The organism is Azospirillum sp. A23 (assembly GCF_042938965.1).
In the GTDB taxonomy this organism is placed as follows: domain Bacteria; phylum Pseudomonadota; class Alphaproteobacteria; order Azospirillales; family Azospirillaceae; genus Azospirillum; species Azospirillum melinis.
Window position 1 is genome coordinate 591,943 of the sequence record NZ_CP170667.1, and the last position, 14,174, is coordinate 606,116.

Consider the following 14,174-nt stretch of genomic DNA (forward strand, 5'->3'; position numbering starts at 1 on the left):
GATTACTCGGTCTGGGCCGAGGTGACGCCGGTGTTCTTGTTCCACTTCAGCGTCAGCTTGGAGAGCTGGCAAAGGTTCAGCCCCTGCCACACCGCCGACTCGCCGTCGTCATAGACGACCTTCATGTCCCACTTGCAGGTGCTCTCGGCCTTGGCGAAGGCAACCTCGAAGTACTCGCCGTCGTTCAGGACGTCGCGGCCGAGGATATCCTCGTCCCAGCTGTTGTTGTTGTTTTCCGAAACGTAGATGTGCTTCAGCGGATAGCCGGTCTTGTTGACGATCGTGAAGTCCTGCTGGCCGGCAAACGCCGCGCCATGCATCAGAAACAGCGAGGACGCAACGAGAAGGGCCTTGGCAGCAACGTTCTTCAAGATGATCTCCGTGGGGGGGAATTGGATCGTGGTAAAATCTGTGCATCGCAATCGAGGATAGTCAACCATTGAGTTAACCCAAGAGTTTATTGCAACACTGAAGCATTATTTCTTTCGTCTGTAAGAAAACAACCTTTGGCCGCGCGTGGGTATGGATGGCACCTTCTACAGGCTGATGCCTTCGCAACGTCGGGGTGTCAATTGCTGGGGGCCAGGGACTCAGCATCGGTTTGCCGGTTGCAAGAGGCCAATGGTCGCAAGCGCTTGGCGCGTCGTGCTCTTTGTCGCGGCGCACACAATGTGGTACATGATGAAAACCGGCCGGAAAGGCCGGTCAAGATCATGACCAAGTTCTGGACCGCAGCCGGTCCCGCCGGGGCGGTCCCAATCCAGGGGAAGGAACAACGCATGTCGGGTTTCAAGGACGCGCCGCCGGATGACCGGTCGGAACTGACGCCGGAGCAGGAAAGCGCCATCCGCATCGTCGCCAACAACCTGCACCGCCTGAACGACGCCGTCGTCAAGGCGGTCGAGGCCGGCGTGACGGTCGAGCTGATGCGCACCGCCCGCTACCACAACGAGACCGGCAACTGGGGCGACCAGCTCACCCCGGTGATCCGTCCCGGCAAGTGATCCTTTCCGGCCGATCCGGCCGGACGCTTGGCGAAAAGGCCGCATCCGTCCAGCGGATGGCGGCCTTTTTTCGTATGTCGACAAAATTCCGGCGTGGACGGAAGGAAGGCTGGTCGCCGGCGGCGGCGGGCACAAACTTGTTGGGCATTCCGCTATCGATGCGAGGCCCCAGCCATGCTGTCACGCGACCCCGAACGGCGCGCAGCCGCCAGCCGTGAGCAGACCGATCGCCGTACGGTTCAGTCCGATTTCGATCCCGACACCGAGTACGGTGACCGGCCGCTGACGCCAGGCGAAGTCAACGCGATGTGGAAGCTGAACCGCCTGGAGCAGCCGACCTTCGACGATCTGACCCGCGGCTTGTGCCTTGGCCTGGTGTGGTGCATGGCGCTGTGGACGCCGATGTTCGTCAGCGCGCTTACCTGATCCCGTCCGCCGCAATCCCACCGCCCGGTCCGGTCCGGGTCAGCGACCGGATTCGCGCCGCCAGCTGGTCGGGGGTGAAGGGCTTCGCCAGCACCGATGCGGTGTCGGCGCCCATGGTGGCCAGCGATTCGGGACTGTAGCCGGAGGCCAGCAGGACCCGCAACTGCGGCCAGTGCTGGCGGATGTGGCGGGCAAGGTCGATGCCGGAAACGCCGCCCGGCATCACGACGTCCGATACTACAAGATCGAAGTTGCGGTCGGTCTCCAGCAGAGCCAGCGCCGTGACGCCGTCTTCCGCGGTCTCGACCGAGAAACCTTCCTGGGTCAGTCCTTCCACTGTCGCCATCAGCACCAGCGGATTGTCCTCCACCACCAGGATGCGCAGTGGGCGGATGTCCGCGACCGGGGCCGCCGGGACAGGGGCCGGCTCCTCCGGCCGGGCGTCGGTCAGCGGCAGGTCGATGCACACATGTGTGCCCTCGCCGGGCCGGCTGTCGATGGTGGCGCTGCCGCCGGACTGGCGGGCGAATCCGTAGACCATCGACAGGCCGAGCCCCGTTCCCTTGCCGACCCCCTTGGTGGTGAAGAAGGGGTCGAAGGCGCGGGCCATCACATCGGGCGGCATGCCGGCGCCGGAATCGGAAACCTCGATGCGGGCGGTGCGTGGCTCTGGACCGGGCGCGGCGGCGATGCGGATTCGGCCGCCGCCGGGCATGGCATCGCGGGCGTTCAGCACCAGGTTCAGCACGGCCATTTCCAACTGAACCTGATCGACGGCGACCGCCATCGGCTCCGGGGCGATGTCCCACTCCAGCACGACGTCCGCCCGGACCGAGCGTTCCAGCAGGTCGGCCATCCGGCGCAGGCTGTCGCCCAGATCGACCACCGTCGGGTTGACGGCATCCTGGCGCGAGAAGGACAGCAGTTGCCGTGTCAGCTTCTCCGCCCGCTCCAGCGCGGTCCGCGCCCCGCCCAGGAAGCGCTGGCCGTCGGCCGGCAGATGGCGGGACAGCAGATGCAGGTTGGCGAGCGCTGCGGTCAGCAGATTGTTGAAGTCATGCGCCACCCCGCCGGTCAGCTGGCCCAGCGCCTCCATCTTCTGGCTCTGGCGCAGCGCCTCTTCCAGCCTTTCGCGGTTGCGCACCTCTTCCGCCCAGCGCCGGACCGCAGCGTTTTCGGAGGCGGCGCGGCTGTAAGCGAGCCAGGCGAGGAGCGCCAGCGCCAGCGTCGCCGGAGCGACGAAGGCGGCGTCCAGAGCCATGTTGCGCCACCAGGACCGGGTGACCTGCGTCCCGTCCAGCCCATAGACGACGTAGATCGGGAAGGCGCCGACCCGCTTGTAGGCGAACACGCGTTCCAGGCCCTGCACGATGCTGTTGCCGGTGCGGAAAACTCCCTCGTCCGGCTGGCGGCGGATCTCGGCGCGCAGGCCGCGGTCGGCCGGCAGGGTCGGCAGAGTCGCGTTCGGCCGCGTCGGGTCCAGGGTCGGGAAGCGCATCAGCATTGCGCCGTCGTCGCGGATCAGCGCGATGGATTCCCCTTCGGTGCCGATAATCCGTCGGTAGTAGCTGGCGAAATAGTCCGGATCGACGATGGCGGCGATCATCCCGTCGAAACTGCCGTCGGGACCGCCGGGACTGCTGCGGCGCCGGCTGATGCCGAAGCTGGGCTTGCCGCTGGTGGGGTCGACGACAGGGCCGGCGATGAGCAGGCCGGAGTCCTGTTCCCGCTGCTCCCGGAAATCCGCGCGGTCGCCGATGTAGCTGTTGCGCGCGGGGAAGACGAGGCTGGAGTTGCGCACGAACCCGTCGGGATCGGTCAGGCCGATGGCACCGATTTGCTCAAGCTCGCCTTTCAGGGTCTTCAGATAGCGGTGCAGCGGCTCCGACTCGGCGATCTCGCGCCAGCTGCGTCCATGGATGCGCTCGTCCACCCGATCCAGAACCTGGGACATGGTGTCGAACACCTTCAGCACATGTTCGTGCAGGATCAGGGCGTTCTTGCGGCTGTTCCGCTCGGCCTCGTCCTGAGCCTCCCACCGCTCGCGCCAGCCGATGCCGGCGAACAGCACGAGCGGCAGCGCGACCGACACAGCCAGCAGCAGGCGCAGAAGGCGCAGGGCCCCCCTGCGCTCGGTCCGACTGTCGAGGTTGCGAACGGGCATCACCAACCATTGCCAGGAAAAAGGAAGCTTGCCGGCCATCGGCGGCACAGGACAGGCCACGGGGCAGACCGTTGGTCTAACCCCGTTCCGGTCACCATGGCCGAAGCATCGAAGGGTGGGCAACTCTGACTTTAAGGCAGGGCGGCGATGGCGGATCGCAGTTCGGCCGTTTACGGATCGCAGGTGCAGGCGCGGGGAAAGCGCCCTTCCGTCCAGCGTCGGCGTCGGCGGACATCGGAACCGTCATCGGCCGGGCGGGGCAGCCCGCACAGATCGCCCAGCCGGTCCCGAAGATCGTCGAGATGGGCATTTGTGAGGATGGCGATGCCGGCGAAGAAGGGTTCGCGGCACCGGGTTGCGACGCGGCTGCAGAAATCCGGCATCCAGCGCAGCGGGTGGCGGTCGAGGAAGCGGACGGCGTAGAGCGTGCGCCCGCGGTCGAGCAGCGCGGCGAGAACGGCCAACTCCGCCGCGACATGGTCGTCCGGCAGCCGGTCCAGCGGCGGCAGGCGCAGCTCCGTTTCCAGGCCGGTGCGCCAGCGCAGCAGAGAGGCGGCGGCATCGTCCCGCAACCTCTCCTCCAGCCACAGACCTTCGGTCGGACAGGCCCGCAGCCCGCCGTTGATGTGGATGGCGGCGAAATCGGCGACCAGCGGGGCGAGGCTGCGGCGGGTGATCCGTTCCGGCAGATCGCTCACCACCTCGTCCACCAGGGCGGCGGCCTGCTGGGAGTCGTCGCGGTCGAGCGCCAGCGGACCGCGGCCGACCGGGTCGCGCCGCAAGGTCTCCAGCAAGGCGGCGGTCGGTTCTTCGGCATGCAGGCGGACGAGCAGACGCAGGCCCTGGGATGAGGCGGCCAGATCGAGGGTATTGGGAACGGGGGCACTTCCGATGCCGGCACCATCCTTATGATGGCCGTCCTGACGATGGGGTGGCAAGGCGGCCTCTAGAACCGTGCTGTCCACGCTGTTCCTCCCGGCATTCGGGCCGGATCGGACATGTGCCGGGGCCGGGCCGCATGGGAACGCTGCACGAATGGATTTCGTGTCTTATGGATTTCTTCCAGCGCCGCGGCTTCCGGGCGGATTGTTCGTCCGAACGTTTGCGCGATCTGTTGCAAGTCTCTACTACCAGCGGGACAAGCATTGGTCAACTTGGCCGATGGACGGGGGAAAGACGTGGACCGGCTGTTGCCTTGCGACACGATGTCCTGCCTTATCGCAAGTCGCCGTCCCCCCGCAGGAGTTCCCGCCACCATGCCGTTTCCCCTGATCGAACAGGCCGATGCCACCCCGGAGGTCCGCGCCGTCTACGACGACATCAAGGCGGCGCGCAACGTCCCCGACGTGAACAATTTCTGGAAGGCGGTCGCCCACCATCCGCCGACCCTGGCACGGACCTGGGAAAGCCTGAAGGAGGTGATGGCGCCCGGTGCGCTCGACCCGCTGGTCAAGGAAATGATCTTCGTCGCGGTCAGCGTCACCAACAACTGCCAGTATTGCATCCGCTCGCACGAGGCGGCGGCGCGGCGTCTGGGCATGACCGACGCGCAGTTCGGCGAACTGATTGCGGTGGTGGGCATGGCGAACGAGACCAACCGCCTTGCCGTCGGTTATCAGGTCGAGTTGGACGAGCGGCTGAAGTGAGCCGCATCAGGCGGCGCGCGGCAGCGCCCGTGCCGCCTCGTCCGGCCGGCGCTGGGACAGGCGGCGCTGGGGCAGGCCGTTGATCAGGTCGCTGCGAACGGTGAAGTGGGCGGTGCTGCGGCCGTCGCCCAACTCTTCACTGGCGATGCGCTCCACCCGCACCTCCACGTCCCAGCCGATGTTGGCCCAGGCGGTGCGGATGCGGCGGGCCAGTTCGTGGGCGCCGCGCTCGCTGAAGCTGTCGAGCCGCCCGCCCGACGGGCCGGGATGGAAGCGTGGATAGAGCTGGGGCATGGCCTTGTCTCCTTGATCGGCTGTGGTGCGCCGGAGATGTCCGTCGCTTCGCCGAACGAAGGAATAGTCCAAATTGGACTATATGAGCCAGGAAAAGCCAATACCGTTGCGGTATGCCGCTCAGGGTTCCTGCAAGCCGACCACGGTGTGCAGGGTATCGATCTCTTCCAGCGGAACGGGAAACTCACGGTCGGCCGGCCGGTATTCGCGCAGGATCACCATGTCGGGGCCTCGCCGTACGAACTCCTTCACCAGCACCGCCTTGTTGCATTTGACCACCACCACCCCGGACCCCGCTGCCGGCGGCTTATGCGGGTTGACGTGTAGAAGTTGCGCCGGGCGGAAACGCGGCATCATCGAGTCGCCGACCACATACATGGCGTAGGGATCGCGCGCGTTCTTCAGGTAATCGGGCCGTGCGATCCAGTCGATGGGGCCGTCTTCCAGAAACATTTCCTGATCCACGCCGCCGCGCGCGGCCGCCCGCACCGGCATCGAGGCCGCAGCCTGTGCCTGCGGAAGCGGTGCTGTGCGGAGGAGCGGCGAAAGCGACGGGCGTGCTGGGCGCATGGAAGCCGTCTGGGCCATCGCGGCGGCCGGCCCGTCGAGACCGAGCAGAACCGCAGGCTCGACGCCCAACGGCCCGGCCAGTTTGACCGCCCAGTCGACGGTCAACTTGCGCTGGCCGGTTTCCAGCTTGTTGATCTGTGGCTGGGAGGTGCCGGCCATCTCGGCCAGCTTTTCCTGGCTCAGCCCGGCGGCCTGCCGCAGTTCGCGCATTGTGGTCATGAGCCGTTCATACCAAAACGGCTTCGGAAAGTCCATCGCGACGGAATAAATCCAGTTGCGCGCAGAAGCCTGCCTGGTCTAAACCATTGCGGTATGACGCTCGACGATTGGCTCAACCGGACCGCAACCAAGGAAGAGGCCTTTGCCGCCCTTATCGGGACGAGCCAGGCAACGGTCAACCGTTACCGCCATGGCCGCCGCGTTCCCCGTCCCGCCGTGATGGCCCGAATTGCCGCCGCCACCGGTGGACAGGTGACGGCGAACGACTTCCATGGGCTGGGTGACGGGCAGGGAGCGGGGTGATGGAGCAAAACGCGCGCAACAAAAAAGGCCCTCTCCCGGTGGGAAAGGGCTTTTCCTGTAACGCTGCCGCTCTTACGAGAACAGGCTCGACACCGACCGCTCCTCGCTGATGCGCATGATGGCCTCGGCGAGCAGGGGGGCGATGGTCAGCTGACGGATGTTGCGCGACACGCGCACCGCCTCGGTCGCCTGGATGCTGTCGGTGGTGACCAGCTGCTCCAGCGGCGACACGGCGACGCGGGCGACCGCACCGCCGGACAGGACGCCGTGGGTGCAGAAGGCGTGGACCGACTTGGCACCGGCTTCCATCAGGGCGACGGCGGCGTTGCACAGCGTGCCGCCCGAGTCGACGATGTCGTCGATCAGGATGCAGCGGCGGCCGTCGGCGTCGCCGATGATGTTCATCACCTCCGACACGCCGGCGCGCTCACGCCGCTTGTCGATGATCGCCAGATCGGCGTCCAGGCGCTTGGCCAGCGCGCGGGCGCGCACCACGCCACCGACGTCCGGCGACACGATGGTGACCTCGCCGATGTTCTCGAAGGACTGGCGGATGTCCTTCTCGAAGACCGGGGCGGCCATCAGGTTGTCGGTGGGGATGTCGAAGAAGCCCTGGATCTGGCCTGCGTGCAGGTCCATCGTCAGCACGCGGTTGGCGCCGGCCTGGGTGATCAGGTTGGCGACCAGCTTGGCCGAGATCGGCGTGCGCGGGCCGGTCTTGCGATCCTGGCGGGCGTAGCCGTAGTAGGGGATGACCGCCGTGATGCGCCGGGCCGACCCGCGCCGAAGCGCATCGATCGTCACCAGCAGTTCCATCAGGTTGTCGTTGGCCGGGAACGAGGTCGACTGGACGACGAACACGTCCTCGCCGCGCACGTTCTCCAGGATCTCGACGAAAACCTCCATGTCGGAGAAACGGCGGACGCTGGCTTTGGTCAGCGGCACGCCGAGACAGGTGGAGATCGCCTCGGCCAGCGGACGGTTGCTGTTGCCGGCAAGCACCTTCATCGGGGTCGGCTCTCTTTGCAGGGAAACGGCTCAAGGCACGTTCGCCGCTTGCGCGCCGGCGCCCCTTGAAAACGGGGCGGACCATAACAAAGGGTCGGCCCCATGTAAACGTTCCATGACGGTCGGGTCTTTCCCCATTGGGGAATGCCGCCCTGCGCGGGCGGCATGACCATGGCCGTTCCGCCCACCCGTTCGCGCTGTTTCAGTTCTGCAGGACGATGGCCGAAAGGCCGCGGCCGTAATCCGCCTCTTCCCGAAGGCAGGAGCGGCGATAACTGAAGAAGCGATCCTCCTCGGCCACCGTATCGTTGGGGCAGCGCTGGATCACCGTGACGCCGGAGTCGCCCAGCCGGCGGGTGACGTAGGCCGCCAGATCGAACAGGAAATGGCCGGGCTTGCGCGCGGGGGCGAAGTAGTCGCGGTTGCGCGCGTCCTCCTCCTCGAACGGGGTCGGGAATTCCGGCCCCACCTCGTAGGAACGCTGGGCGATGCAGGGACCGATGCAGGCGACGATCCGGTTCGGCTTGGCCCCCAGTTCGACCATGCGGGCGACGGTCGCCTCGATGACGCCGCCCTTGGCGCCCTTCCAGCCGGCATGGGCGGCGCCGATCACCCGCGCCTTGCTGTCGGCGAACAGGACGGGCGCGCAGTCGGCGGTCAGGATGCCCAGCGCGATCCCCGACTGCCGGGTCGCCATGGCGTCTGCCTTCGGCGCGGTTTCCGGCGTCCAGGGCTCTTCCACCACGACGCAGGTCGGGCTGTGGACCTGATGGCAGGTGATGAGGTTGGCGGGCGTCACTTCCATGCGCGCGGCGGCACGGGCGCGGTTCTCATGCACGGCCGCGGCGGAGTCGTTGGACCCCAGCCCGCAGTTCAGCGAGGCGTAAAGCCCTGTGGACACCCCGCCGGTGCGGGTGAAAAAGGCGTGTCGAATGTGGGTGATGTCGTTCAGCGCGCCGAGTGTGATCACGAACGCCGTCCTTCCCTGTTCTGTGGCCCCCATGCCCGGCAATTATGCCCGACAGGGCAGGGGACGCGATGCACGGTCCGCCCGGATTGTGTTTCTGGCGGTTATGGTGCGGTCTCTCTGACCCGGTTTCCGCGTCCGCCGGTCAGAAGCCGGCCGGGGGAGAGTCGGCGAAGGCTCCGGGCGTGGCGAACGCGACCAGTTTGAACAGCCTGCCCATTTGCGCGGGATCGATCAAGCGGTCCAGCGCGCTGCGGATGTCCTGCGCCTGGGCCGGGTGAGCCTTCGCCGCCAGGGCGGATGCGCGCTGGCGTATGCCCAGCCGGGTCAGCCATTCTCCCTGTTCGACCACGCCGAAGGATTGGGCGCCGCCCTCCCGCGCCGCGGCGGCGATTGCGGCGAAATCGACATGGGCCGTCAGGTCGGCCTCGCCCGGCGCCTCCAGCACGGGGGCGTAGGCATGGCGCCGCATCGCTTGCAGCGTGTCGCCGACCGCCGGGCCGTGGGCGTAACCATAGTCGATGGCCAGCGCCGCACCGGGGGCTGCGGCCAGCCGGGTGCCGATCAGCCGCGCCACCGCCTGTGAGGCAGGAGAAACCTCGACCACGCTGCCGTCGAGCGCGTCGCGCAAAGCATCCGGTACCAGCCGTTTCCCGGAGCTGCCGAAGGCCTCCAGCACGAAGCGGAAGCGCGGATCGTCCTCGGTGCTGGCGGGCTCGACATCGACCAGCCGCTCGAACCAGCCATAGTTGGTCTTCTGCACCTGACGGATCGGCAGGGCGTCGAAGAACTCGTTGGCGATCAGGATGGTAGGGCCGTCCGGCACATTCTCCAGCCGGTCATGCCAGTGGATCGCGTCGCCCAGGATGGGGTGCAGCGTCTGGCGCTGCCGCTCCCGCAAGGACGGGCTGGTTTCCACCAGATGGACGATGGCGTTGTCGCGGAACAGCGGCAGCACCGCCGCCGCCCGCAGCACGTCGGCCATCAGCGTGCCGCGACCGGGACCCAGCTCCACCAGATGGAAGGGGCCGGGACCACCCAGCCTTGCCCAGCTGTCGACGCACCAGAGCCCGACCAGCTCGCCGAACATCTGGCTGATTTCCGGCGCGGTGGTGAAGTCGCCGCCGCTGCCGAACGGGTCGCGGCGCATGTAATAGCCGAAGCGTGGATGGCCCAGCGCCTCCGCCATGAAGGCGCCGACGCTGATCGGACCGTCCATCACGATGCGGCGGGCCAGCAGGCGGGCCAGCGTTTCCGGACCGGCGCTTTCGTCCGCCATGGCGTCAGGCCGGGATGGTATGACGCCGGCCGCGCAGGACCAGCCACAGGCCGATTGCCAGCATCGGCAGCGACAGCAGCTGCCCCATCGTGGCGCCGGCGAACAGGAAGCCCAATTGCGGGTCGGGTTCGCGGAAGAACTCGACCGTGATGCGCGACAGGCCGTAGCCGATCAGGAACAGCCCGCCGATCGTGCCCGGCCGGTTGCGCAGCGCCGGGCTGCGGATGGCAATCGCCAGCAGGATGAACAGAACCACGCCTTCCAGGGCCGCCTCGTAGAGCTGGCTGGGATGGCGCGGTACCTGCAACGGGTCGCGCGGGAACACCATGGCGTAGGCGAAATCGGGGGCCGGCCGGCCATAAAGCTCGCCATTGATGAAGTTGGCGATGCGGCCGAAGAACAGCCCGATGGGCGCACAGGCGGCGATGATGTCGCCGAAGACGAAGGGCGAGATGCCGCGCCGCCAGCAGAACAGCGCAATGGCGGTCAGCACGCCGACCATGCCGCCATGGAAGGACATGCCGCCATGCCAGACCTGAACCGCGTCAAGCGGGTTTTCCAGATAATAGGGCAGGTTGTAGAACAGCACATAGCCGAGCCGCCCGCCCAGGATGGTGCCGATCACCGCCCAGGTCAGGAAGTCGTCGAACTCCTCGGGGTTCGGCCGGCGGTCGGGATCGAGCCGCGCCAGCCCCAGGCAATAACGCCAGCCCAGCACGAAGCCGGCCAGATAGGCCAGCGCATACCAGCGGACGACGACCGGGCCGATGGAAAAGGCGACCGGGTCGATGGTGGGGAAGGCCACGACAGGCAGGGTGGCGAGCATAGGAACTCCGGTCAGCGATACGGGTCGGGCTGCGACAGGAAATCCTGCACATAGCGCCGGACACCTTCTTCCAGCCCGGTGAAGGGCTGGTCGAACCCGGCGGCGCGCAGGCGATCCGTCGTCGCCTGCGTGAAATATTGGTATTTGCCGCGCAGATGCTCGGGCATCTCGAAGTACTCAATCCGGGGGGGTAGCCCCAGCGCGCCGAACGTCGCCAGCGCCAGATCCTTGAAGCTGCGCGCCTTGCCGGTTCCGACGTTGAACAGGCCGCTGACGTCTGGATGGTCGTAGAGCCACAGCATCACCGCGACGCAATCGTCGACATGGATGAAGTCGCGCAGTTGGCCGCCATCCTCGAAGCCGTCCTTGTGCGACTTGAACAGGCGCGCCGGCTGGCCGGCCGTCAGCTGCGGATGCAGCTTGGCGACCACGCTCATCATGTCGCCCTTGTGGGCTTCGTTCGGGCCGTAGACGTTGAAGAATTTCAGCCCGGCCCATTGCGGCGGCACGAGGTCGCCGCCGGCGACGGCGCGGGCGATGCGGCGGTCGACCAGATGCTTGGACCAGCCATAGGCGTTCAGCGGCCGCAGCCGCGCCAGCCCGTCGCAGGAGCCGTCATCGTCGAAACCGGCGGAGCCGTCGCCATAAGTCGCGGCGGAGGAGGCGTAGATCAGCCGGCAACCGCGCCAGGAACACCAGCGCCACAGATCCAGCGTCAGCGCGACGTTGTTGGCGACGATCTTGTCGACGTCCCGCTCGGTGGTGGCGGAGATGGCGCCGAGATGGAAGACGGTGTCGATTTCGGCGGCGTGCTGGTCGAGGAAGGCCAGCGTCTGCTCGGGCGGAACCAGGGCCGTGACCTCGCGCTTGGCGAGGTTCTGCCACTTCTCGCCCTCGCGGAAGCGGTCGACGACCGCCACGTCGGTGATGCCGCGCGCAGCCAGAGCCGCGACAAGGTTGGACCCGATGAAGCCGGCCCCGCCGGTGACCACGATCATAGCGCTGTCCCTGCTGTCCGCGGCGGCCTGCCGCGGCCCGATGTTCCGGCCGTTATAGGCAGTGGCGGAGATGGTCGCAAGCTCAAGGGATTGATGCCTCGGAGCATGGAGGGCGACAGTGTTGCTGAGCAACATCTGGAAATATTCAGCCGGGAAATTTTTGTAAGGGTTGCTCCCATCTGGTTGATCTCACGTCGAAGATGTGAGCATGGCTGATGATTTGGGGACGGTTGCGAAAGGAAAGCGTCCATGCGTCTCTCCCACCATACTGCTGTTGCCGGAGCGCTGCTGGTGCTGATGGCCACCTCCGCCGGTGCCGAAACCTTTGCCACCAGGGACGAAGCGGTGGCGATGGTGGGCAAGGCGGTTGCCGAGATCAAGTCCGCAGGTGCGGAGAAGGCGTTTACGGCCTTCAATGACAAGAGCGGTAGCTTCACGGATCGCGATCTCTATGTGGTGGTCTACGACCGCACGGGCCGTTGTATCGCCCATGGGGCTAACCCCAAGCTGATCGGCAAGGATCTGATCGACGCCCAGGACATAGATGGGAAGCTCTATGTGAAAGAAAGGGTCGAAATGGCGCAATCGAAGCAGAGCTTCTGGCAAGATTATAAATTCACAAACCCAACAAACAAGAAAGTAGAGCCGAAGCAAATGTATTGCGAAGTTCTCAGTGAAAATATCGTATGCGCCGGGATATACAAAAAATAATCCAGGATAATGCCAAGCGGGGCGTGCGATGACGCTTTCAAGAAAACTGGTGGCCCATTTCCTCACGTTGGCGACCGCGATGGCATTGCTGGGCGGTGTCCAGGTCTATGCCTTGTCGGCGGTTGACGGGCAGGTCTCCACCATGCTGGCCCGTGCCATTGCCGGTTCCAGCCGGGCGGCCGAATTCTCCCAGGCATTGGCGGTGCATCGCAAACTGATGTACGAGTTGATTGCCCAGATGTCGGTCCAGTTGCCCGAGGATCGCATCGAGGCAGCCAAGCAGCGTGCCAATGAGGCTGGTAGGAGCATCGCGGACGGCGGCGCCGCGCTGGCCGGCGGACTGACCGATCTCGACGATGAGGGGATCGGCCGGAGGCTGGACGAAGCGGTCCGCAAATACACCGCCCGCAGCGTGGACCTGATCGATATCCTGGATGGCGACGCGTCGACCACCCTGGCCTTCATGGGCGGGTTGGAGAAACAGGCCAACATCCTCGCCGCGGTGGTTTCCGAGGTTACGACGCTCTACAGCGGACTGGTGGATGAGGCGGAGCGGCAGACGACCCATTCAATCGCCGTGTCGTACGGCGTCGTCCTGGTCCAGGTTCTGCTGTCGATGGCTGCAGTCTCGCTGCTCTATCGCTTCACCCGGCGCGACATCGCCCGGCCGCTTGCTCATCTCGCTGATGTCGTCCGGGATCTGTCCGGCGGCAGGGTCGGTGTGACGGTCAGCGCCGGGTTGCCGATGCGGCGTGACGAAATCGGTGGCATCGCTGCCGCGATCTCCATCCTGGCTGGGAACGAGGCCGACCGGCAGCGCATGATGAGGGAAAATGCCGACAACAGTGCGGTGCAGCGGCGGCGTGCCGACCGCCTCGCCGATCTTTCGCGGCAGTTCGACGCGGCTTCCAAGACCGTCATCGACGAAACCATCACCGCGGTGGGGCAATTGGGCCGGACGTCGCAGGAAATGGCGGTGATCGCCGACCGTACCACCGGCCAGACTTCGGGGATGGTGGCGGCCATCGATCAGGCGGCGGCCAGCGCCCGTAGCGTCACCGCGGCGGCCGAGCATCTGGTCGACACCATCGGTGCGATCGGAAGCCGGGTAAGCGAATCCGCCGAGGTTGCCCATCATGCCGTTGCGGATGCCCGTCGGACCGACAAGTTGATCAGCGGATTGACGCAGGCGGCCGAGCAGATCGGGGCGGTCATCCGGCTGGTCGGCGAGGTCGCGGGACAGACCAACCTTCTGGCCCTGAACGCGACCATTGAAGCAGCGCGCGCCGGCGAGGCCGGTAAGGGATTCGCCGTGGTGGCCGGTGAGGTGAAATCGCTTGCCGGTCAGACGACGCGGGCGGCGGCGGAGATCGCCGACCATGTGGAGGCCATTCAGCACGCCACCGGCGAAGCGGCGGACGCCCTGCGCGCCATCGTCGGCACCATCGACGGCATGAGCCGGAGCTCAAGCGAGATCGCCGCTGCCATCGAGAACCAGACGGCGATGACAGGCGACATTCTGCTCAACATCCGCCAGTTGCAGCATGGGACGGGGGAGATCGCGGCCCAGGTCGGTAACGTGATGGAGGGGGCGACCCAGACCGAACAGGCGTCCCGCATGGTGAACAGCGCGGCGGAAAGCCTGCAGCGGCGAGCCGATCAGCTCAACCATGAGATCGGCAGCTTCCTGAACGAGGTTCGCGGCGCCTGATTTGGCGGGGATGCCAGGGACGAGGACGCACCGTCCCTGGCATCCGGG

General features: G+C 66.3%; 16 protein-coding genes. 6 read left to right on the forward strand and 10 right to left on the reverse strand.

The features are described from left to right. Nucleotides 1-2 precede the first annotated feature (2 nt). Entirely contained in the window at nucleotides 3-371 is a 369-nt protein-coding gene (locus ABNQ40_RS20125; RefSeq protein ID WP_244592747.1) for a hypothetical protein, read from the reverse strand. A gap of 408 nt (nucleotides 372-779) precedes the next feature. Between ABNQ40_RS20125 and ABNQ40_RS20130 the strand changes: the two genes are divergently transcribed. Continuing rightward, the gene (locus tag ABNQ40_RS20130) at nucleotides 780-1,004 is read left to right on the forward strand and encodes a hypothetical protein (RefSeq protein ID WP_042443767.1); all 225 of its coding nucleotides are present in this window, start codon (nucleotides 780-782) and stop codon (nucleotides 1,002-1,004) included. A 174-nt stretch (nucleotides 1,005-1,178) separates the two neighbouring features. Further along, nucleotides 1,179-1,430 carry a hypothetical protein gene (locus ABNQ40_RS20135; protein ID WP_109047252.1) on the forward strand — a complete coding sequence of 84 codons (252 nt, stop codon included), beginning with the start codon at nucleotides 1,179-1,181 and terminating at the stop codon, nucleotides 1,428-1,430. On the opposite strand, the gene ABNQ40_RS20140 is transcribed toward ABNQ40_RS20135, so the two are convergent. Beyond that, nucleotides 1,423-3,594 carry a hybrid sensor histidine kinase/response regulator gene (locus tag ABNQ40_RS20140; RefSeq protein WP_247879463.1) on the reverse strand — a complete coding sequence of 724 codons (2,172 nt, stop codon included), beginning with the start codon at nucleotides 3,592-3,594 and terminating at the stop codon, nucleotides 1,423-1,425. The two genes, ABNQ40_RS20135 and ABNQ40_RS20140, sit on opposite strands and share 8 nt — an antisense overlap. A 170-nt stretch (nucleotides 3,595-3,764) precedes the next feature. Next, on the reverse strand, nucleotides 3,765-4,559 hold the full coding sequence (locus ABNQ40_RS20145; RefSeq protein WP_247879462.1) for a molecular chaperone: 795 nt from the start codon (nucleotides 4,557-4,559) through the stop codon (nucleotides 3,765-3,767). 291 nt (nucleotides 4,560-4,850) lie between these two features. Between ABNQ40_RS20145 and ABNQ40_RS20150 the strand changes: the two genes are divergently transcribed. Next, a complete protein-coding gene (locus ABNQ40_RS20150) occupies nucleotides 4,851-5,240 on the forward strand; it encodes a carboxymuconolactone decarboxylase family protein (RefSeq protein WP_109047249.1) in 390 nt (129 codons plus the stop codon). Between the two features lie 6 nt (nucleotides 5,241-5,246). On the opposite strand, the gene ABNQ40_RS20155 is transcribed toward ABNQ40_RS20150, so the two are convergent. Then, complete coding sequence (locus ABNQ40_RS20155) at nucleotides 5,247-5,534, reverse strand: hypothetical protein (RefSeq protein WP_109047248.1); 288 nt, start codon at nucleotides 5,532-5,534, stop codon at nucleotides 5,247-5,249. 120 nt (nucleotides 5,535-5,654) lie between these two features. Next, entirely contained in the window at nucleotides 5,655-6,359 is a 705-nt protein-coding gene (locus ABNQ40_RS20160; protein ID WP_247879461.1) for a LexA family transcriptional regulator, read from the reverse strand. A 57-nt stretch (nucleotides 6,360-6,416) separates the two neighbouring features. Between ABNQ40_RS20160 and ABNQ40_RS20165 the strand changes: the two genes are divergently transcribed. Next, nucleotides 6,417-6,626: a helix-turn-helix transcriptional regulator gene (locus ABNQ40_RS20165; RefSeq protein ID WP_109047246.1), complete on the forward strand. Its 210-nt coding sequence runs from the start codon at nucleotides 6,417-6,419 to the stop codon at nucleotides 6,624-6,626. Between the two features lie 72 nt (nucleotides 6,627-6,698). Here ABNQ40_RS20165 and ABNQ40_RS20170 read toward each other — a convergent pair whose 3' ends face one another. The 5 genes from ABNQ40_RS20170 to rfaD all read right to left on the reverse strand — a co-directional run bounded on the left by ABNQ40_RS20170 (nucleotide 6,699) and on the right by rfaD (nucleotide 11,704). Next, a complete protein-coding gene (locus ABNQ40_RS20170) occupies nucleotides 6,699-7,634 on the reverse strand; it encodes a ribose-phosphate pyrophosphokinase (RefSeq protein WP_109047245.1) in 936 nt (311 codons plus the stop codon). Nucleotides 7,635-7,836: 202 nt separating this feature from the next. Then, the gene (gene pgeF, locus ABNQ40_RS20175) at nucleotides 7,837-8,604 is read right to left on the reverse strand and encodes a peptidoglycan editing factor PgeF (RefSeq protein WP_109047244.1); all 768 of its coding nucleotides are present in this window, start codon (nucleotides 8,602-8,604) and stop codon (nucleotides 7,837-7,839) included. Nucleotides 8,605-8,746: 142 nt separating this feature from the next. Beyond that, nucleotides 8,747-9,880: a class I SAM-dependent methyltransferase gene (locus ABNQ40_RS20180; protein ID WP_109047243.1), complete on the reverse strand. Its 1,134-nt coding sequence runs from the start codon at nucleotides 9,878-9,880 to the stop codon at nucleotides 8,747-8,749. A 4-nt stretch (nucleotides 9,881-9,884) separates the two neighbouring features. After that, nucleotides 9,885-10,706, reverse strand: a complete 822-nt coding sequence (lgt, locus tag ABNQ40_RS20185) for a prolipoprotein diacylglyceryl transferase (RefSeq protein WP_109047242.1) — start codon at nucleotides 10,704-10,706, stop codon at nucleotides 9,885-9,887. An 11-nt stretch (nucleotides 10,707-10,717) separates the two neighbouring features. After that, nucleotides 10,718-11,704 carry an ADP-glyceromanno-heptose 6-epimerase gene (gene rfaD, locus ABNQ40_RS20190; protein WP_109047241.1) on the reverse strand — a complete coding sequence of 329 codons (987 nt, stop codon included), beginning with the start codon at nucleotides 11,702-11,704 and terminating at the stop codon, nucleotides 10,718-10,720. Nucleotides 11,705-11,953: 249 nt separating this feature from the next. Here rfaD and ABNQ40_RS20195 point away from each other — a divergent pair, with 249 nt between their 5' ends. Both ABNQ40_RS20195 and ABNQ40_RS20200 read left to right on the forward strand, forming a co-directional pair. Next, nucleotides 11,954-12,415, forward strand: a complete 462-nt coding sequence (locus tag ABNQ40_RS20195; RefSeq protein ID WP_199235204.1) for a cache domain-containing protein — start codon at nucleotides 11,954-11,956, stop codon at nucleotides 12,413-12,415. A gap of 28 nt (nucleotides 12,416-12,443) precedes the next feature. Continuing rightward, on the forward strand, nucleotides 12,444-14,126 hold the full coding sequence (locus ABNQ40_RS20200) for a methyl-accepting chemotaxis protein (RefSeq protein ID WP_109047240.1): 1,683 nt from the start codon (nucleotides 12,444-12,446) through the stop codon (nucleotides 14,124-14,126). Nucleotides 14,127-14,174: the final 48 nt, after the last annotated feature.

Bases quoted from the DNA above. Each gene is read 5' to 3' on its own strand.
- ABNQ40_RS20140 (WP_247879463.1), bottom strand. From the start codon at position 3,594: ATGCCCGTTCGCAACCTCGACAGTCGGACCGAGCGCAGGGGGGCCCTG.
- ABNQ40_RS20155 (WP_109047248.1), bottom strand. From the start codon at position 5,534: ATGCCCCAGCTCTATCCACGCTTCCATCCCGGCCCGTCGGGCGGGCGG.
- lgt (WP_109047242.1), bottom strand. From the start codon at position 10,706: ATGCTCGCCACCCTGCCTGTCGTGGCCTTCCCCACCATCGACCCGGTC.
- ABNQ40_RS20180 (WP_109047243.1), bottom strand. From the start codon at position 9,880: ATGGCGGACGAAAGCGCCGGTCCGGAAACGCTGGCCCGCCTGCTGGCC.
- ABNQ40_RS20170 (WP_109047245.1), bottom strand. From the start codon at position 7,634: ATGAAGGTGCTTGCCGGCAACAGCAACCGTCCGCTGGCCGAGGCGATC.
- ABNQ40_RS20160 (WP_247879461.1), bottom strand. From the start codon at position 6,359: ATGGACTTTCCGAAGCCGTTTTGGTATGAACGGCTCATGACCACAATG.
- ABNQ40_RS20130 (WP_042443767.1), top strand. From the start codon at position 780: ATGTCGGGTTTCAAGGACGCGCCGCCGGATGACCGGTCGGAACTGACG.
- ABNQ40_RS20165 (WP_109047246.1), top strand. From the start codon at position 6,417: ATGACGCTCGACGATTGGCTCAACCGGACCGCAACCAAGGAAGAGGCC.
- ABNQ40_RS20195 (WP_199235204.1), top strand. From the start codon at position 11,954: ATGCGTCTCTCCCACCATACTGCTGTTGCCGGAGCGCTGCTGGTGCTG.
- ABNQ40_RS20200 (WP_109047240.1), top strand. From the start codon at position 12,444: ATGACGCTTTCAAGAAAACTGGTGGCCCATTTCCTCACGTTGGCGACC.
- ABNQ40_RS20150 (WP_109047249.1), top strand. From the start codon at position 4,851: ATGCCGTTTCCCCTGATCGAACAGGCCGATGCCACCCCGGAGGTCCGC.
- rfaD (WP_109047241.1), bottom strand. From the start codon at position 11,704: ATGATCGTGGTCACCGGCGGGGCCGGCTTCATCGGGTCCAACCTTGTC.
- ABNQ40_RS20135 (WP_109047252.1), top strand. From the start codon at position 1,179: ATGCTGTCACGCGACCCCGAACGGCGCGCAGCCGCCAGCCGTGAGCAG.